The organism is Methylobacterium sp. 88A, from assembly GCF_000376345.1.
Classification (GTDB): domain Bacteria; phylum Pseudomonadota; class Alphaproteobacteria; order Rhizobiales; family Beijerinckiaceae; genus Methylobacterium; species Methylobacterium bullatum.
Genome location: NZ_AQVT01000001.1, coordinates 1,978,697 through 1,994,175 on the forward strand (window position 1 = coordinate 1,978,697; position 15,479 = coordinate 1,994,175).

At 68.7% G+C, this 15,479-nt stretch carries 12 protein-coding genes and 1 pseudogene; 8 read left to right on the top strand and 5 right to left on the bottom strand.

The window, feature by feature from the left end; genetic code table 11:
- Positions 1 to 38: 38 nt before the first annotated feature.
- Positions 39 to 1,727, bottom strand: coding sequence for a HAMP domain-containing methyl-accepting chemotaxis protein (locus A3OM_RS26560; RefSeq protein ID WP_280790496.1), 1,689 nt, complete (start codon positions 1,725 to 1,727; stop codon positions 39 to 41).
- Positions 1,728 to 2,010: 283 nt separating this feature from the next.
- Between A3OM_RS26560 and A3OM_RS0109400 the strand changes: the two genes are divergently transcribed.
- From A3OM_RS0109400 to A3OM_RS23740, 5 genes are all read left to right on the top strand, one after another.
- Positions 2,011 to 3,102 carry an AI-2E family transporter gene (locus A3OM_RS0109400; RefSeq protein WP_018043498.1) on the top strand — a complete coding sequence of 364 codons (1,092 nt, stop codon included), beginning with the start codon at positions 2,011 to 2,013 and terminating at the stop codon, positions 3,100 to 3,102.
- 8 nt (positions 3,103 to 3,110) lie between these two features.
- A complete protein-coding gene (locus A3OM_RS0109405) occupies positions 3,111 to 3,833 on the top strand; it encodes a DnaA/Hda family protein (RefSeq protein ID WP_018043499.1) in 723 nt (240 codons plus the stop codon).
- A gap of 445 nt (positions 3,834 to 4,278) precedes the next feature.
- Positions 4,279 to 6,483: an RNA degradosome polyphosphate kinase gene (locus A3OM_RS0109410; protein ID WP_081612736.1), complete on the top strand. Its 2,205-nt coding sequence runs from the start codon at positions 4,279 to 4,281 to the stop codon at positions 6,481 to 6,483.
- An 86-nt stretch (positions 6,484 to 6,569) separates the two neighbouring features.
- Positions 6,570 to 8,060, top strand: coding sequence for an exopolyphosphatase (ppx, locus tag A3OM_RS0109415; protein ID WP_026175877.1), 1,491 nt, complete (start codon positions 6,570 to 6,572; stop codon positions 8,058 to 8,060).
- Positions 8,061 to 8,103: 43 nt separating this feature from the next.
- Positions 8,104 to 8,427 (top strand): hypothetical protein, encoded by a 324-nt coding sequence (locus A3OM_RS23740; protein WP_018043502.1) that lies wholly within the window; start codon positions 8,104 to 8,106, stop codon positions 8,425 to 8,427.
- Positions 8,428 to 8,443: 16 nt separating this feature from the next.
- Here A3OM_RS23740 and A3OM_RS0109425 read toward each other — a convergent pair whose 3' ends face one another.
- Positions 8,444 to 9,886, bottom strand: coding sequence for an acetamidase/formamidase family protein (locus A3OM_RS0109425; RefSeq protein WP_018043503.1), 1,443 nt, complete (start codon positions 9,884 to 9,886; stop codon positions 8,444 to 8,446).
- A 363-nt stretch (positions 9,887 to 10,249) separates the two neighbouring features.
- Between A3OM_RS0109425 and A3OM_RS26320 the strand changes: the two are divergent.
- A pseudogene (locus A3OM_RS26320) lies at positions 10,250 to 10,617 on the top strand (PhnA-like protein); the annotation flags it as partial.
- Between the two features lie 150 nt (positions 10,618 to 10,767).
- Here the strand turns inward: A3OM_RS26320 and A3OM_RS0109435 are convergent.
- Positions 10,768 to 13,101, bottom strand: a complete 2,334-nt coding sequence (locus A3OM_RS0109435) for an NADP-dependent malic enzyme (protein ID WP_018043505.1) — start codon at positions 13,099 to 13,101, stop codon at positions 10,768 to 10,770.
- A gap of 84 nt (positions 13,102 to 13,185) precedes the next feature.
- Here A3OM_RS0109435 and A3OM_RS0109440 point away from each other — a divergent pair, with 84 nt between their 5' ends.
- The gene (locus A3OM_RS0109440; RefSeq protein ID WP_026175878.1) at positions 13,186 to 13,809 is read left to right on the top strand and encodes a CatB-related O-acetyltransferase; all 624 of its coding nucleotides are present in this window, start codon (positions 13,186 to 13,188) and stop codon (positions 13,807 to 13,809) included.
- A gap of 76 nt (positions 13,810 to 13,885) precedes the next feature.
- Entirely contained in the window at positions 13,886 to 14,149 is a 264-nt protein-coding gene (locus A3OM_RS0109445; RefSeq protein ID WP_018043507.1) for a DUF3297 family protein, read from the top strand.
- A gap of 16 nt (positions 14,150 to 14,165) precedes the next feature.
- Here A3OM_RS0109445 and A3OM_RS0109450 read toward each other — a convergent pair whose 3' ends face one another.
- A complete protein-coding gene (locus tag A3OM_RS0109450; protein WP_018043508.1) occupies positions 14,166 to 14,498 on the bottom strand; it encodes a hypothetical protein in 333 nt (110 codons plus the stop codon).
- Entirely contained in the window at positions 14,495 to 15,364 is an 870-nt protein-coding gene (locus tag A3OM_RS0109455) for a glycosyltransferase family 2 protein (protein WP_018043509.1), read from the bottom strand. The genes A3OM_RS0109450 and A3OM_RS0109455 overlap by 4 nt, the downstream gene beginning before the upstream one ends.
- Between the last annotated feature and the right edge of the window lie 115 nt (positions 15,365 to 15,479).

The following is a 15,479-nucleotide window of genomic DNA, read 5'->3' on the forward strand; positions in this document are numbered from 1 at the left end:
CGGACAGGCGACGCCTTGCGCGGATCGGAGCATCGTCCTCAGGCGGCGCGAAGCTGCGCCAGAAAACGGGTGACTTCGGCATCGAGATGGTCGGCATCGTGCGAGACCGAGGAGGCGACGGAAAGCACCCTCTCGGCCGCTCCGCCGGCCCTCTGCGCCGCGTCGGCGACGCCGCCGATATGAGACGTGACCTGACCGGTGCCATCGGCGGTCTGGTGGATATTGCGAACGATCTCCCGGGTCGCTGCCCCCTGTTCCTCCACCGCGGCCGCGATCGCGCCCGAGATCCCGCTCAGGTCGTCGATGCGCCCGGCGATGGCGCCGATCGCCGTGACCGCCTCCCGGGTGACCGACTGGATGTCGCCGATCTGGGAGGCGATCTCGTCGGTGGCCCTGGCGGTCTGGGTGGCGAGTTCCTTGACCTCGGCCGCCACCACCGCGAAGCCGCGTCCCGCTTCGCCGGCACGCGCGGCCTCGATGGTGGCGTTGAGGGCGAGCAGGTTGGTCTGGCTGGCGATGCCGTTGATCATCGCCACCACGTCGCCGACACGGGTCGCCGCCCGGCTCAGATCCTGGACAAGCCCGGCGGTGCGCCCGGCCTCCGTCGCGCTCGCCTGCGTCAGCGCCGCCGAACTGTCGACCTGACGGCCGACCTCCGACACCGAGGCACTGAGTTGCTCCGCCGCCGCCGCCACGGCGGCGACGTTGGCCGAGGCCTCCTCCGCGGCACGGATCACCGCGCCGGAACGGTCGGCGGTGTCGCCGGCCATCTGCGACATCGCCTGCGCGGTGTCCTGCAACTCGTCCACGGAGGTCGCCACGGCGCGGACGATGCCGCCGAAAGCCGCCTCGAAGGCCTGCGCCAGCGTCTCGGTCTGAGCCCGGCGCGCGATCTCGCGCTGTCGGGTTTCCCCGGCATGACGCTCCGCCACGTCCCGGGCGAGGTTGGCCTTGAACGCTTCGAGGCCCCGGGCGAGGCTGCCGACCTCGTCCCGGCGGTCCAGGCAGGGCACCGCGGCGGCGTAATCGCCCTCGGCGATCCGGCCCATGGCCAGGCCGACCGCGCCGTAGCCGCGGACCAGCGCCTCGTGGGCGAACCAGCCGAGGGCCAGGAAGGTGGCGACGGTGGCGACCAGCGTGCCGATGACGACGGCGAAGTAGAAGTGTGCCTGGGCTTCGTCTGCAGCGACGGCCGCGTCGGTGCGGGACTGCATCAGCCCGTAGAACGCGTCGAGCGGCTTCATGATCTGCGCCTTGAAACCGTGATAGGCCTCCGAATGGACGAGCCCGATCGCCCGATCGCGGTCTCGGGCGGGGTTCGGTTGTGCCAGGGGCTGGCCATCCTTGTCCTTGCCCTCGACGAGATTCATCGCCTCAACCTCGAGATGAACCAGCCCGTCCGAATTCCGGACGGATTCCGCCAGCATGTCGGTTTCCTGCCGGCTGAAGCCGAGACGCTTCATCAGGTCGTGCACCGACACGGTCTCGCCGTCGGGGCGCGGCTTCGCCACGCCGGCCGCGACGAAATCCCAGTAGATGCGATGATACTCCTCCGGGCGCGGCTTGCGGCCGGAGCGGATGTCGAGGATGTCCAAATATTGCTGCTTGTACGACGCTTGGCCGGTGACGACGTAGGTGCGGCCGAGCCGGGTGAGGTCGTCCGAACTCTGCCGGATCTCGTCGGCGAGGAGGATCGATTGCTGGCGGGTCGCGTAGGCCGCGCTCACCTGGTCGACAGCCCGTCCATAAAGGATGATGGACCCAGCCAGGAGCAAGCTGGATACCAGCATAGCTGCGATTAAAACAGCAAACTTTCGCGATAGACTCATTTTATCCCCCGTCGTAACGGGAATAATGCAGTCTATCTTGTTAAAAATCCGCTCTCGTGCCGATGAAAGTCATCCAAGCCCGCCCCCGGTCGCGGGCCGGGCCTCCGCGGGCGAGCCTTGACCGCGCCGCACCGCCTTCCCACTCTTGTGCGCGGGCGACGGGCGAGACGGAGGAGGGCCGATGCGCGGCAGGGCGGTAATCGGACTGGTGGGCCTCGGCGTCGTCGCGCTTCTGCTCTATCTGCTTTCGGGCGTGATGCTGCCCTTCGTGGCAGGGCTGGCGCTCGCCTATCTCCTCGACCCCATGGCCGACAGGCTCCAGCGCTGGGGTCTCGGGCGGCTCTCCGCCTCGCTCCTCATCCTCGCCATGTTCGTCGTCGGGCTCGTGGTGATCCTGCTGATCGTGGTGCCCCTGGCGGCCAATCAGATCTCGGCGCTTGTGACGACGTTCCCCGGCATGGTGTCACGGCTTCAGGGCATCATCGTCGAGCGGGTCGGGCCGATCCTCACACGGGTCGGCGGAGCGGACGTTCTCAACGACCTGCAATCCTCCGTCGGAGCCCTGGTGGGGCAGGGCGGCACGTGGTTCCTGGCGTTCCTCAAATCGCTGTGGTCGGGCAGCCAGGCGCTGGTTTCCATCGCCTCGCTCCTCGTCGTGACCCCCGTCGTGGCCTTCTACCTCCTCGTCGACTGGGACCGGATGGTCGCCACCGTCGACGGCTGGACCCCTCCGCGCCACCGCACCACCGTGCGGCGTCTGGCCGGCGAGATCGACCGGGCGATCATCGGCTTCGTGCGGGGGCAGACCCTGGTCTGCCTCATCCTGGGGACGTTCTATGCCGTCGGCCTGTTCTTCGTGGGCGTGAATTTCGGCGTGCTGATCGGGATGATCGCGGGTTTCCTCACCTTCATCCCCTATGTCGGCACCCTCGTCGGGTTCCTGCTCTCGGTGGGCGTCGCCCTGGTCCAGTTCTGGCCGACCTCCGACTGGCTCCATATCGGACTGACCGTCGCCGTGTTCGTGGTGGGCCAGTTTTTCGAGGGCAACGTCATCTCGCCCAAGCTCGTCGGTGACTCGGTCGGCCTGCACCCGGTCTGGCTGATGTTCGCGCTCCTGGCCTTCGGCTCGCTGTTCGGGTTCCTCGGCCTGCTGCTGGCCGTCCCCGTCGCGGCCTCCATCGGCGTCATCGTGCGCTTCGCGATCTCGCGTTATCTCCAGAGTCCGCTCTACTATGCCGAGGAACCGATCCTGATTCAGAAGCGCGAGGGATGAGATCGCCGATGCGCGAGGCCGCGCCCCCGAAGCAGCTCGCCTTCGACCTGCCCCTCGACCCGCGCTACGGCCGCGAGGACTTCCTGGTGGGGCCGGCCAACGAGGCGGCCTACGGGCTGATCGAGGCCTGGCCGCGCTGGCCCGATACGGTCTGCCTCATCACCGGGCCATCGGGCAGCGGCAAGAGCCACCTCGCCTCGATCTGGGCAACGCGCTCCCATGCCTGGACCGTCCCGGCCTCCGAGGTCACCGCCGATTCGGTCACGCATCTCGTTTCCAACGGCGCCCTGGTCATCGAAGATATAGACCGCCCCGAGGGCCGCGAGGAAGCGGCCCTGTTCCACCTCCTCAACCTCGCCCGCGAGAACGGCAGCCCCGTCCTCATCACGGCGGCCGCACCGGTGGAGGCGCTCGGCCTCGTCACCGCCGATCTGCGCTCGCGCCTGAGGCTGGCACCGGGCGCCACCATCCTTCCCCCCGACGACGCGCTGATGCGGGCGGTGCTGGTCAAGCTCTTCGTCGACCGCCAGCTCGTGGTCGATCTCAGCGTCGTCGAGGCCATCGCCCTGCGGATCGACCGCTCCCTCGCCAGAGCCAGGGCCGTGGTGGCCGAACTCGACCGCGACGCCCTGAGGCGCGGCCGCCGCATCACGAGGCCGCTGGCCATGTCTGTCCTGGCCGATCTGGGAGTGCCGGACGACGAGACCGACGAGGACGACGCGCCGGCTTGATCGCCCGCCCATCCCGATTGTCATGGAATTGTCAGACGCGACGGCCCGGCCGCATGCTACGAGGCCGTTCGTTCGAGCAGAGTGAGGAGAAGACCCGTTGCCGGAAGTGGATTCGGACGCGATCGCCAAGGAGTCGGACATCAAGGGATCGGATACGGAGGGAACGGCTGTCGAGGAGCGGAAGATCGCTCCAGCGGCCGACGCCTCGCCAGACGAACCCCGCTCCGGCGACGACGGCCGCGGCTCCGCGGCACCCGAATCCCTGGCGCCCAAACGCCCCGCCGCCCGGCGCCGGCCGGCGGAGGCCGGTCCGGTTCGCCCCGCCACCGTCCGGACACGGACGACGAAGCCCGGCCCCGGAGCGCCTCTCCCGGCAGAATCGGCTTCGTTCGACGAGGCCCCCAAGGCACAGACGGAATCGGGCTCGATTCTGGCGGAGACGATCATGGCCGACACGGCGACAGAACGAGCGACAGTCGAACCCGTGGCGCGGGAGACCGTGCTCGCCGCCGGCCGCGCCCTGCGCCATTCGCCCGAGCGCTTCGTGAACCGGGAGCTGTCCTGGCTGCAGTTCAACCGCCGGGTGCTGGAAGAGGCCTCCAACGCCAGCCATCCGCTGCTGGAGCAGCTGCGCTTCCTCTCGATCTCGGCCAACAACCTCGACGAGTTCTTCATGGTCCGCGTGGCGGGCCTGCACGACCAGGTCCGCGCCGGCCTGATCCAGCCGTCGCAGGACGGGCTCAGCCCGTCCGAGCAGCTCACCCGCATCGGTTCCGAAGTCTCCCGCCTCGCCCTCGACCAGCAGCGGCGCTGGCGCGAATTGCGTGACGACCTCCACGGTGTCGGCGTCGACCTCGTGGAGCCCGGCAACCTCACCCCCGATCACAAGGCCTGGCTCGAGGAGTACTTCCTCAGCCACGTCTTCCCGGTGCTGACGCCGCTCGCCATCGACCCGGCCCATCCGTTTCCGTTCCTGTCGAACCTCGGCTCCAGCATCGCCCTGATGATGGTGCGCCCGCGCGACGGGCGGACCCTGCGCGCCCTGATCCGGCTGCCCGCCGTCCTCGACCGCTTCGTGCGCCTGCCGGAGGTCGCGGGGGATTCCACCGCCCGCTTCATCGCCATCGAGCAGGTCATCGTCCTGTTCACCGGCCGCCTGTTCCCGGGCTACTTCGTGAAAGGGCAGGGTGCGTTCCGGGTGATCCGCGATTCCGACCTCGAGATCGAGGAGGAGGCCGAAGACCTCGTCCTGCATTTCGAGAGCGCCCTGAAGCAGCGCCGCCGCGGCGTCGTCATCAGGCTCGAAGTCGAGGCGGGAATGCCGGAGGATCTGCGCGCCTTCGTCGCCGACGAACTCGAGATCGGCTACGACGCGATCTTCGTGGTCGAGGGCATGCTCGCCCTCAACGAATTGTCGCAGATCGTCGGGATCGACCGGCCGGACCTGAAGTTCAAGTCGTACAACCCTCGCTTCCCCGAGCGCATCCGCGAGAGCGGCGGCGACGTCTTCGCCGCCATCCGGCAGAAGGACTTCATCGTCCACCACCCCTACGAATCCTTCGACGCGGTGGTGCAGTTCCTGGCCCAGGCCGCCCGCGACCCCAACGTGGTCGCGATCAAGCAGACGCTCTACCGCACCTCCTCGAACTCGCCGATCGTGGCGGCGCTGGCGGAAGCCGCCGAACTCGGCAAGTCCGTGACGGCGCTGGTGGAGCTGAAGGCGCGCTTCGACGAGGAGGCCAATATCCGCTGGGCCCGCGACCTGGAGAAGGCCGGCGCGCAGGTGGTGTTCGGCTTCATCGAGCTGAAGACCCACGCCAAGCTGTCGATGGTGGTGCGGCGCGAGGGCGACAAGCTCGTGAGCTACTGCCATGTGGGCACCGGCAACTATCACCCGATCACGGCGCGGGTGTACACCGACCTGTCGTTCTTCACCGCCGACCCGGCGGTGGCCCGCGACGTCAGTCGCATGTTCAACTACATCACCGGCTATGCCGAACCGGCCGAACTCGAGCGAATGGCGGTCTCGCCGCTGACCCTCAAGCCCCGGCTCCTGGAAAACATCGCGGCGGAAGTGGCCCATGCCAAAGCCGGGCGGCCGGCGGCGATCTGGATCAAGTGCAACTCTCTGGTGGACGGGCAGATCATCGACGCGCTCTACGACGCGTCCCGGGCCGGGGTGCAGATCGACTGCATCGTGCGCGGCATCTGCTGCCTCAGGCCGGGCATTCCCGGCCTGTCGGATACGATCCGGGTGAAATCCATCGTCGGGCGCTTCCTCGAACACGAGCGGATCTACGCCTTCGGCAACGGGTTCGGCCTGCCGCACCCGAAGGCGACGGTGTCGATCTCGTCGGCCGACCTGATGACCCGCAACCTCGAACGGCGCGTGGAGGCGCTGTTGCCGATCACTAACCAAACCGTGCATCAGCAGGTGCTGGACCAGATCATGCTCGCCAATCTCCTCGACAACCAGCAGAGCTGGCGTGTACTGGCGTCTGGCGCGAGTGAACGTGTCCAGCCCTCCGAGGGCGAGGAGCCGTTCAACGCGCACAAGTACTTCATGACGAACCCGAGCCTGTCCGGCCGGGGCAAGTCCTCGAAGAAGTCGAGTCCGCGCGCGCTGAGCCGTAGAGCCCAGCGTCCTTGAGCGGACGATACCGGCAGGAGCTGGTCGTGGGACTTCCTCGTGACGGCATGACAGGTACGGGCTTCACGACTCAGGGGGATCCCGGCGTGCAAGATCGCGTGGAACCGGTAGCGATCATCGACATCGGCTCGAATTCCGTGCGTCTCGTGGCCTATGACGGCCTGAACCGCGCGCCGACGCCGCTCTACAACGAGAAGGTCCTGTGTGGCCTCGGCCGTAACGTCTTCAGCACGGGCCGGCTCAACGAGGAGGCGGTTCGGCGCGCCCTCAGCGCGCTGGCGCGCTTCCGCATCCTCTGCGAGACCATGCGCGTCGGCCGCGTCTTCGTGCTGGCCACGGCCGCCGCGCGCGACGCGCAGAACGGCCCGGAATTCCTCGCCGCGGCGGAGGCCGCCTGCGGCCACCGGATCGAGCTCCTGTCGGGGCGGCGGGAAGCGGAGCTCTCCGCCCTCGGTGTGATCTCCGGTTTCCATACGCCGGATGGGGTCGTCGGCGATCTCGGCGGCGGCTCCCTCGAACTGGTGGACGTGCGCGGCGCCACGGTGGGGCAGGGGGTGACGATGCCGCTCGGCGGTCTCGCCCTCCAGGATCTCTCCGGCGGGTCGGTGAAGAAGGCCCTCAAGATCGCCCGCGAGAACCTCGCGAAGGCAGCCCCCCAGTTGGAGACCCTGCGCGGGCGCAGCTTCTACGCGGTGGGCGGCACCTGGCGGGCGCTCGCCCGCCTGCATCAGGCCGCGCGGGGCTACCCGCTCCACGTCATGCACGGCTACAGCATCGAGCCTTCCGACGAACTCAGCTTCCTCGAAGTGGTGGAGCGCACCGACGCCGCCCTGCTGCAGGACGTGGAGGCCGTCTCGGAGGCGCGCCGGCCCCTCCTCGCCTACGGCGCCGTGGTGCTGGAGGAGATCATCCGCGTCGGCCGCCCCCGCGAGCTCGCCATCTCGGCCTCCGGCGTGCGCGAGGGGCTGCTCTACGAGCAGCTCGACCGCGACACCCGCCTCACCGACCCGCTCCTCGCGGCGGCGGCGGAACTGAACCGCCTCCGCGCCCGCTCGCCGGGCCATGGCAGCGACCTCATCGCCTGGACCGACCGGTTCGTCGCCACCCTCGACGGGCCGGAGACGGCCGACGAGCGCCGCCTGCGGCACGCCGCCTGTCTCCTCTCGGATATCGGCTGGCGCGCGCATCCCGATTACCGGGGCGAACAGAGCATCAACGTCATCACGCATGCCGCCTTCGTCGGGATCGACCACCCCGGACGGGCCTATCTCGCCCTGGCGGTCTATTTCCGCCACGAGGGCGTTGCGGCGGACAAGGCCAGCCCGATGCTGCGCAGTCTCGCCGGGCCGCGCCTGTTCGAACGGGCCCGCCTCCTCGGCGCCCTCCTGCGTGTCGCCTTCCCGATCTCGGCGGGGATGGAGGGAGCGCTGTGGCGCATGCCCCTCCTCGTCGCGGATCGACGGGTGACCCTGACCCTGCCTGCGTATCTGGCCGCGCTGCCGGGCGATCGCCTCCTCAACCGGGTCCGCGGCCTCGGCCGCGTGCTCGGTCTGGAAGGGCGGATCGATACCGCCTGATAGCGTCGCGGGGTCATAGCCTCGGCCGTTCGGAGGATTGTCGATGCCGACCGTCTACGTCTTCGCCGTCCTGACCTTCGTCATTCTCTCATGCCTGTCGGCCCTTGCGGGCTCTTGGGTGGGCGATCTCGACCGGCTTCCGATGCAATGGGGCCTGAACGGGCAGCCGACATGGTACGCGCCCACATGGATCGCGCTCGGATTCATCCCGGCGATCGGCCTGATCGTCATGGCGACAGTGGCCGTCAGCCATGGCTCCGGCGACGACGGGTCCGCTGTCGCCCGAAACATGGCGACGGTCGGAGCCATCCTGATCGCCGCCGAGATCTTCTATCTCTTCATGCTGCGACGGCACCTCATCGGCTGATCGACGACGCGGCGCGTCACGCCGGCCTGTCCGCGAAGATCGCTTTCTTGACGATGGCGTGGACGCCCCAATTGCCGTCCACCACCTGGGTGATGCCGAAATCGACGGCGATGGACATCAGCGAGATCGCCTCGTCCTCCGTCAGCCCCTTCGCCTGCATCAGGAAGGACCGCATCTTGCGGAAAGCATCGCGCATGGCGAGGTCGATGGAGGATTTGGAGAAGATCTCGTTCTGCGCGTCGGGGCCGAGATCGGCGAGGTAGTTCGGGTAGCTGAAGCCCGAGAGCACCCAATCCTCGGACGTCTCGATCATCGGGAAATCGAGGGTCTCCAGCGCCGTGCCGGCGAGATCCGCCTTCTTGTGCAGGACGAACTGGAAGGTGCCGGTGAGCGAGCACTCGATGGCGGTGCCGCAGAGTTCGGAATCGCCCTGGCTGGCATGCGGATCGCCCACCGAGAACAGGGCGCCCGGCACCGCGACGGGATAGTACATCGTCGCGCCCTTGCCGATGCGCCAGTTGTCGATGTTGCCGCCGGTGTAACTCGGAGGAATCGAGTTCACCATGTCGGCCTCCTTGGGCGCGAGGCCCATGGTGCCGAAATGCGGGCGGATCGGCACGCGCACCCCCTTGAGCACGTCGAAATTGCGCTGCGTCTTGGTGTGGTCGACGGGGATGCCCGGGTAATCGATGGTGGGATGCGCCACGCCGAACGGATCGGTGACCCCCGGCCAGCGGAAATTGTACACCGCCTTCGCCCAGTCGCGGGCGCCGCTCGCATCGACTTCGTAGATGGTGATGACCTCGCGCGCCCGGTCGCCGGTGATCATGTCCTTGTAGTGGTAGCCCCACCAGGCGGCGGCGTTGCTGCCGAAGCTGCGGCCCTTGAAGGCGGGGTTGGCGCAGGGGCGGGGCGCCACATCGAGGATGCGCACCTCCAGCACGTCGCCGGGCTCCGCGCCGCGGATCGCCACCGGGCCGGTACAGATGTGGACGCCGAGCCCCCCGCCCGGTCCGAGGGGGCCGGTCTCCGGCCCGGCGCCGCGGCGGGCGACGCCCTTCTTGTCCTTGGTCCAGAGGAACACGCTCTCGGCGCCGGGATCGCCCGTCACCATGCGCTCGGCATCGTCGTTGGCGTGGTGGGTCAGGGTCTCGATGGTGACGTAGTCGCCGGACGCGATCTCGACCTGGGGCTTCAGCAGTTTCGAGAAATAGCCCCAATGGACGGTCTCGGCTGTGGCCGGCAGATGATAATGCGCCGTCTGCCGGATGCCCTTGGCGCTCGTCTGCGCCAGCGCGGGGCCGACGAGGGACAGGCCGCCGGCCGCCATCGCCGCCGCGCCCCCGGTGGCGACGAAGCCGCTCTTGAGGAAGGCCCGCCGCTCGGGCGCGAGGTCGCCGAGGAAACGGCGGCGATGCTCGGCGAAATGGGTGCAGTTCGGATCGTCACCACGGCACATTGGAATCTCCCGACCGGCCCTTGATCCGAATCCTGTATGCAATCCAGTGGCCAGTTTTCACGCGCCGGAGCTCAAGGGAAATCCCGACACGATCCGCTCGCCGGTAGGCGAGGACCGACGGGATGATGGGCGGATGGATTTCCGTCGGGCGGAGCGAACATTCCCCGACGATGCACGTGGACCGGCGCTGATTTCCAGCCTCCCCGAGCGTGTCGGGGAAGCTGGAACGCGTCCCTGGATATCGAAGACACGAACGACTTCACGCTCCCCGCAAAATTCTGCCGGGGCGACGGTGTCCTTGCGCGTGATCCTCATCCTTCACATCTGTTTTCAGGATCTCCTTCCTTGGCTCAATCCCCCACTCTGAAGCCTGTCGTCGCAACGCCACCGGACCTCGACGCCCGCCCGGCCCTGTACAATCAGGTCTCCTGGGGCGCGATCTTCGCCGGCGCCGTGGCGGCCCTCGTGGCGCAGATGATCCTCAACATGATCGGCCTCGGCATCGGCTTGTCGACCCTGGATCCCGCCGGCAACGACACCCCGACCGCCGCCAGTCTGTCCCCCGGCGCCGGCCTGTGGTGGGTCGTCTCCGGCATCGTCGCCTCGCTCGCCGGCGGGCTCCTCGCCTGGCGCCTCTCGGGCAAGCCGCTGGCCACACCAGCGGTTGTCATGGCCTCGTCTCCTGGGCCGTCACCACCCTGGTCATCGTCTACCTGCTCACCTCGGCGGCCGATTCGGCGCCGTGACTCGGTCCGCCTACGGCGACCGCCTTGTCCGATCCCACCGCTTCCGGGCACACGAACGAAAAAGGCCCCCGAAGAATCGGGGGCCTTTTTCATGGCATCGGCCGCGGAGGACGAGCGACGTCCCGCCTGTTCTTCCTATTCGGAGAGGGGCGTCAGACCCGGCTCGACCGACGCGATCGTCGGCTCGACGGCGCCCGCCTGCGCCTCCACCACCGCCGCGGCGGTGACGTTGACGATGCCGCGCGCCGTCACCGACGGCGACAGGATGTGGGCGGGCCGGGCCGGGCCGATCAGCAGCGGCCCCACGGGCAGGGCGTCGGCCAGGACCTTGGAGAACTGGAAGGCGATGTTGGCCGCGTCGAGATTGGGAAAGATCAGGACGTTGGCAGAGCCCTTGAGGGGCGAGCCCGGCAGCACCCGGTCGCGGATCAGGCCGGACAGGGCGGTATCGGCCTGCATCTCGCCATCCACCTGGAGATCCGGCCGGCGGCCCTGGATCAGCCCCAGCGCCGCGCGCATCTTCTGGGCCGAGCGGGAATCGGACTGGCCGAAATCCGAATGGCTGAGGAGGGCGATCTTCGGAGTGAGGCCGAAGCGCGCTACGTGGCCGGCGCAGGCCACCGCCACGTCGGCGATCTCCTCGGCGCTGGGATCGGGCCGGACATGGGTGTCGGCGAGGAAGTAGGCGCCCTCCTTGGTGACGATGAGGCTCATGGCGGCGAAATCGAGCACGCCCGGCGCGAGGCCGATCACGTCGCGGATCACCCGCAGGCGAGTCTCGAACCGGCCCTCCAGGCCGCAGATCAGTGCGTCCGCCTCGCCCCGGCGCACGGCGATGGCGCCGATCACCGTGTTGTTGGTGCGCACCAGAGTCCGCGCGGCATCCGGCGTGATCCCGCGACGGCCGGCGACTTCGAGATAGGTCGCGACATAGTCGCGGTAGCGCGGATCGTCCTCGGGATCGATCAGGTCGAAATCGGTGCCCTGCCGGATCGACAGGCCGAAGCGCTTGATCCGGGTCTCGATCACCCGCGGGCGCCCCACCAGGATGGGTCGGGCCACATGATCCTCGACGATGGCCTGGGCGGCGCGCAGCACGCGCTCGTCCTCACCCTCCGCGTAGAGGACGCGCTTGGGATTCTCCTTCGCCTTTGTGAAGATCGGCTTCATGATGAAACCGGAGCGATGGACGAAGCGGTCGAGACTGTCGGCGTAGGCCTGGATGTTCTCCAGCGGCCGGCCGGCGACGCCCGAATCCATCGCGGCCTGCGCCACGGCGGGGGCGATCCGCAGGATCAGGCGCGGATCGAAAGGGCTCGGAATCAGCGAATGCGGGCCGAAGGGCCGGGCCTCGCCGCCATAAGCGCGGGCGACCACGTCGGACGGAGTCTCGCGGGCCAGCGCGGCGATCGCCTTCACGGCGGCCTTCTTCATCTCCTCGTTGATCGAGGTGGCGCCGACATCGAGGGCACCGCGGAAGATGTAGGGGAAGCACAGGACGTTGTTGACCTGGTTCGGGAAATCCGAGCGCCCGGTACAGATCATCGCGTCGGGGCGCTTCGCCTGCGCCAGATCCGGCATGATCTCCGGATAGGGGTTGGCGAGCGCCATGATCAGCGGCTTCTCGGCCATCTTCTCCAGGTATTCCGGCTTCAGCACGCCGCCGGCCGAGAGACCGATGAACACGTCGGCGCCCGGAATGACCTCGGCCAATGTCCGGGCCTCGGTCTCCTTGGCGTACACGTCCTTCCAGCGGTCCATCAGTTCGGCGCGGCCCTTGTAGACCACGCCCTTGATGTCGGTGACGGTGATGTTCTCGACCCTGGCGCCGAGCGACACCAGCAGGTTGAGGCAGGCGAGCGCCGCGGCGCCCGCGCCCGAGGTGACGATGCGGACGTCGGAGAGCTGCTTGCCGGCGAATTCCAGGGCGTTGAGGACGGCCGCCGCCACGATGATCGCGGTGCCGTGCTGGTCATCGTGGAAGACCGGGATGTTCATCCGTGCCCGGCACTGCTCCTCGACCTCGAAGCACTCGGGTGCCTTGATGTCCTCGAGATTGATGCCGCCGAAGGTCGGCTCCAGGGAGCAGACCACGTCCACCAGCTTGCCGACGTCGTTCTGGTCCACCTCGATGTCGAACACGTCGATCCCGGCGAACTTCTTGAACAGGACCGCCTTGCCCTCCATCACCGGCTTCGAGGCGAGGGGGCCGATATTGCCGAGACCGAGCACGGCGGTGCCGTTGGTGAGCACCGCCACGAGGTTCTGGCGGATGGTGAGTGTGGCGGCCTCCTGCGGGTCGTCGTAGATCGCCATGCAGGCCGCGGCGACGCCGGGGGAATAGGCCAGCGCCAGATCGCGCTGGTTCCCCAACGGCTTCGTCGCCTGGATCTCGAGCTTTCCGGGCCGGGGTAGGCGGTGGTAGACGAGGGCTCCGGATTTGAGATCGTCGGACATGTTGTCGCCCATGAGCCTCACTCCCTTCATCGCGGGCTCTGACGGCGCCGCGGAGCTTTCCCGCCGGTCTTCGGGATGCATTGATTGAAAACTCTGTTGCACCGCTTGCGGAGTGGGCGCAACCCGCACAACGAAACCCGCCTGCACCTCGCCAAAATGGTGAAAACCCATGGTTTCTCCATCGGCTCGTACTCCTATGGCCGTCCGAAAGTGCGGTTCCCGGAAGCTGGGCGGCACCTTACGATCGGCCGGTATTGTTCCATCGCCGACAGGGTCGAGATCCTCCTCGGCGGCGGCCACCGCCTCGACTGGGTGACCACCTATCCCTTCGCGGCCATGGGGGGACTCTGGCCGGGGGTGGAGGCGCCGGCCGATTATCATGCCTCGCGCGGCGACGTGACCATCGGCAGCGACGTCTGGCTCGGCTCGGGCTGCATGATCCTGTCCGGCGTCACCATCGGGCACGGCGCCGTGGTGGGGGCCCATGCCGTCGTCAGCCGGGACGTGCCGCCCTACGCGATCGTCGCCGGCAACCCCGCGCGGGTGATCCGCCACCGCTTCGATCCGGAGCATGTGGCGGCGCTGCTGGAGACGGCGTGGTGGGACCTGCCCCCCGAGGCGGTGCACGCTCTGGTGCCCCTGCTTCAGAGCGACCGTATCGACGATCTCATCGCGGCGGCGCGGGCGGCCAGGGCCGGCGGCGTTGCGGGCGGGGCGTGAATCGCTTACCCGGACCCTTCGTCCCGACGCGTCAACGATCGCTCGACTCCGATCATCGATTCCCAAGGCAACGCCGATGTCCGACACGCCTCCCGACCGCCTCGCGGTGAACCCGACCAGCCCGTTCTACAACGAGGCCATCCTGGAACGCGGCATCGGCATCCGCTTCAAGGGCGTCGAAAAGACCAATGTCGAGGAATACTGCGTCAGCGAAGGCTGGGTCCGCCTGTCGGCCGGCAAGACCCTCGACCGCGCCGGTAACCCGATGACGGTGAAGCTGAAGGGCCCGGTAGAGCCGTACTTTCGCGATGCGGCCGAGGGCGATTCGGCCTCCGCCTGATCCTCGGCCCGCCCGGTCACGGAACGGCCGGCCCGTCGTTCTCCCCGCCCCGGTCTCCCTCGCGCTTGCGCCGCTCCCCGGCGAAGTTGCGCAGGGCGGTCTCGACCAGGGCGTCGACCTGAGCCGGGCCGGTGGAGGCCCGGATCACCAGGCTGGTGATCGCGTCGGGATGGTTCTTGCGCTGCTTGGGCGTCCGGGCGTGGTTCGAGACCCGAAGCGCGTAGGTGCAGCCCTCCGGCTTCAGGTAGACGCTGTCGCCGCGCGTGTTGCGGGCGACGACCACGAAGCCCTGCGCTGCGACGCCGGCGACGGCGCGGGCCAGGGCGGCCGTCGGATTGAGCAGGCTCATGCGAGCCCTTCCCGAGCGAGGGCGGTGCGCCCACGGATGGCAGCGAGGGCGCCGGCCGCCGAACCGGCATAGCGCTCGATCAGGGGTCGGCGGAAGCCCAGGGATGCCAAGGCCGCCTTCGGAGCGTTGACCGCGAGCATGGACGGGCTCGGGTCCGGCAGGCCGTACTTGCGCGAGACATAGGCCCGCGACCAGGCCTGATGCCAGCGGGTGCGGAAGACCCGGCCGGGCTCCGGCGCCGACGAGCGCCCGCGCCCATGCAGGGCGACCGCGCCGTGGACATGGACCAGGGAGCGGCCGGAATCGGCGACCCGGCGGCACAAATCGTCATCCTCGTAGAACAGGAAGATGTTCGGATCGAACCCGCCGAGGGCGAGGAACAGGTCCCGCCGGATCATCAGGCAGGCGCCGGAGAGGAACGGCGCGCAGGCATCGCCGTCGGGCAGGGCACGGTTGCCGGGTGGGTTGGTGAGGTAGGGCGCGAGCAGCGAGCGGGGCTGGTAGAAGAACCGCCCGTCCGGCTCCATCAGGCGCGGCGCGAGCAGGCCCGCATCCGGATAGGCGGCAGCCGCGCGCAGGAGCGCATCCACCGCGCCGGCCCGCAGCACGATGTCCGGGTTGAGGATGAGCACGCGCTCCGCACGGTCGGCGGCGCGGATACCGATGGTGTTGGCCCGGCCGTAGCCCTCGTTGCGAAGATTGCGGACCACCCTGGCCCCGGCCGCCTCGGCGACGCCCGCCGACCCGTCGCGGCTCGCATTGTCCACGACGATGGCCGGCACGTGCTCGGCTGCGAGCGCCGTGAGACAGGTCGGCAGCGCATGCGCGCTGTCATGGCTGACGACGATGGCGACGAGGGAGGGCATGTCGGCCCTGTCAATGTTGGAGGGATCGGGCGCTGCAAACCCTCCCCCTCTGCGGGGGAGGGTGGCCCTCGCGTCAGCGAGGGTCGGGAGAGGGGAGCGCGCAATCCGGAGAGGT

What these genes read in the sequence shown, in the direction of transcription:
- A3OM_RS0109400 (WP_018043498.1), top strand. Translation starts at nt 2,011, where the DNA reads ATGCGCGGCAGGGCGGTAATCGGACTGGTGGGCCTCGGCGTCGTCGCG.
- A3OM_RS0109405 (WP_018043499.1), top strand. Translation starts at nt 3,111, where the DNA reads ATGCGCGAGGCCGCGCCCCCGAAGCAGCTCGCCTTCGACCTGCCCCTC.
- A3OM_RS0109410 (WP_081612736.1), top strand. Translation starts at nt 4,279, where the DNA reads ATGGCCGACACGGCGACAGAACGAGCGACAGTCGAACCCGTGGCGCGG.
- A3OM_RS23740 (WP_018043502.1), top strand. Translation starts at nt 8,104, where the DNA reads ATGCCGACCGTCTACGTCTTCGCCGTCCTGACCTTCGTCATTCTCTCA.
- A3OM_RS0109425 (WP_018043503.1), bottom strand. Translation starts at nt 9,886, where the DNA reads ATGTGCCGTGGTGACGATCCGAACTGCACCCATTTCGCCGAGCATCGC.
- A3OM_RS0109435 (WP_018043505.1), bottom strand. Translation starts at nt 13,101, where the DNA reads ATGGGCGACAACATGTCCGACGATCTCAAATCCGGAGCCCTCGTCTAC.
- A3OM_RS0109445 (WP_018043507.1), top strand. Translation starts at nt 13,886, where the DNA reads ATGTCCGACACGCCTCCCGACCGCCTCGCGGTGAACCCGACCAGCCCG.
- A3OM_RS0109450 (WP_018043508.1), bottom strand. Translation starts at nt 14,498, where the DNA reads ATGAGCCTGCTCAATCCGACGGCCGCCCTGGCCCGCGCCGTCGCCGGC.
- A3OM_RS0109455 (WP_018043509.1), bottom strand. Translation starts at nt 15,364, where the DNA reads ATGCCCTCCCTCGTCGCCATCGTCGTCAGCCATGACAGCGCGCATGCG.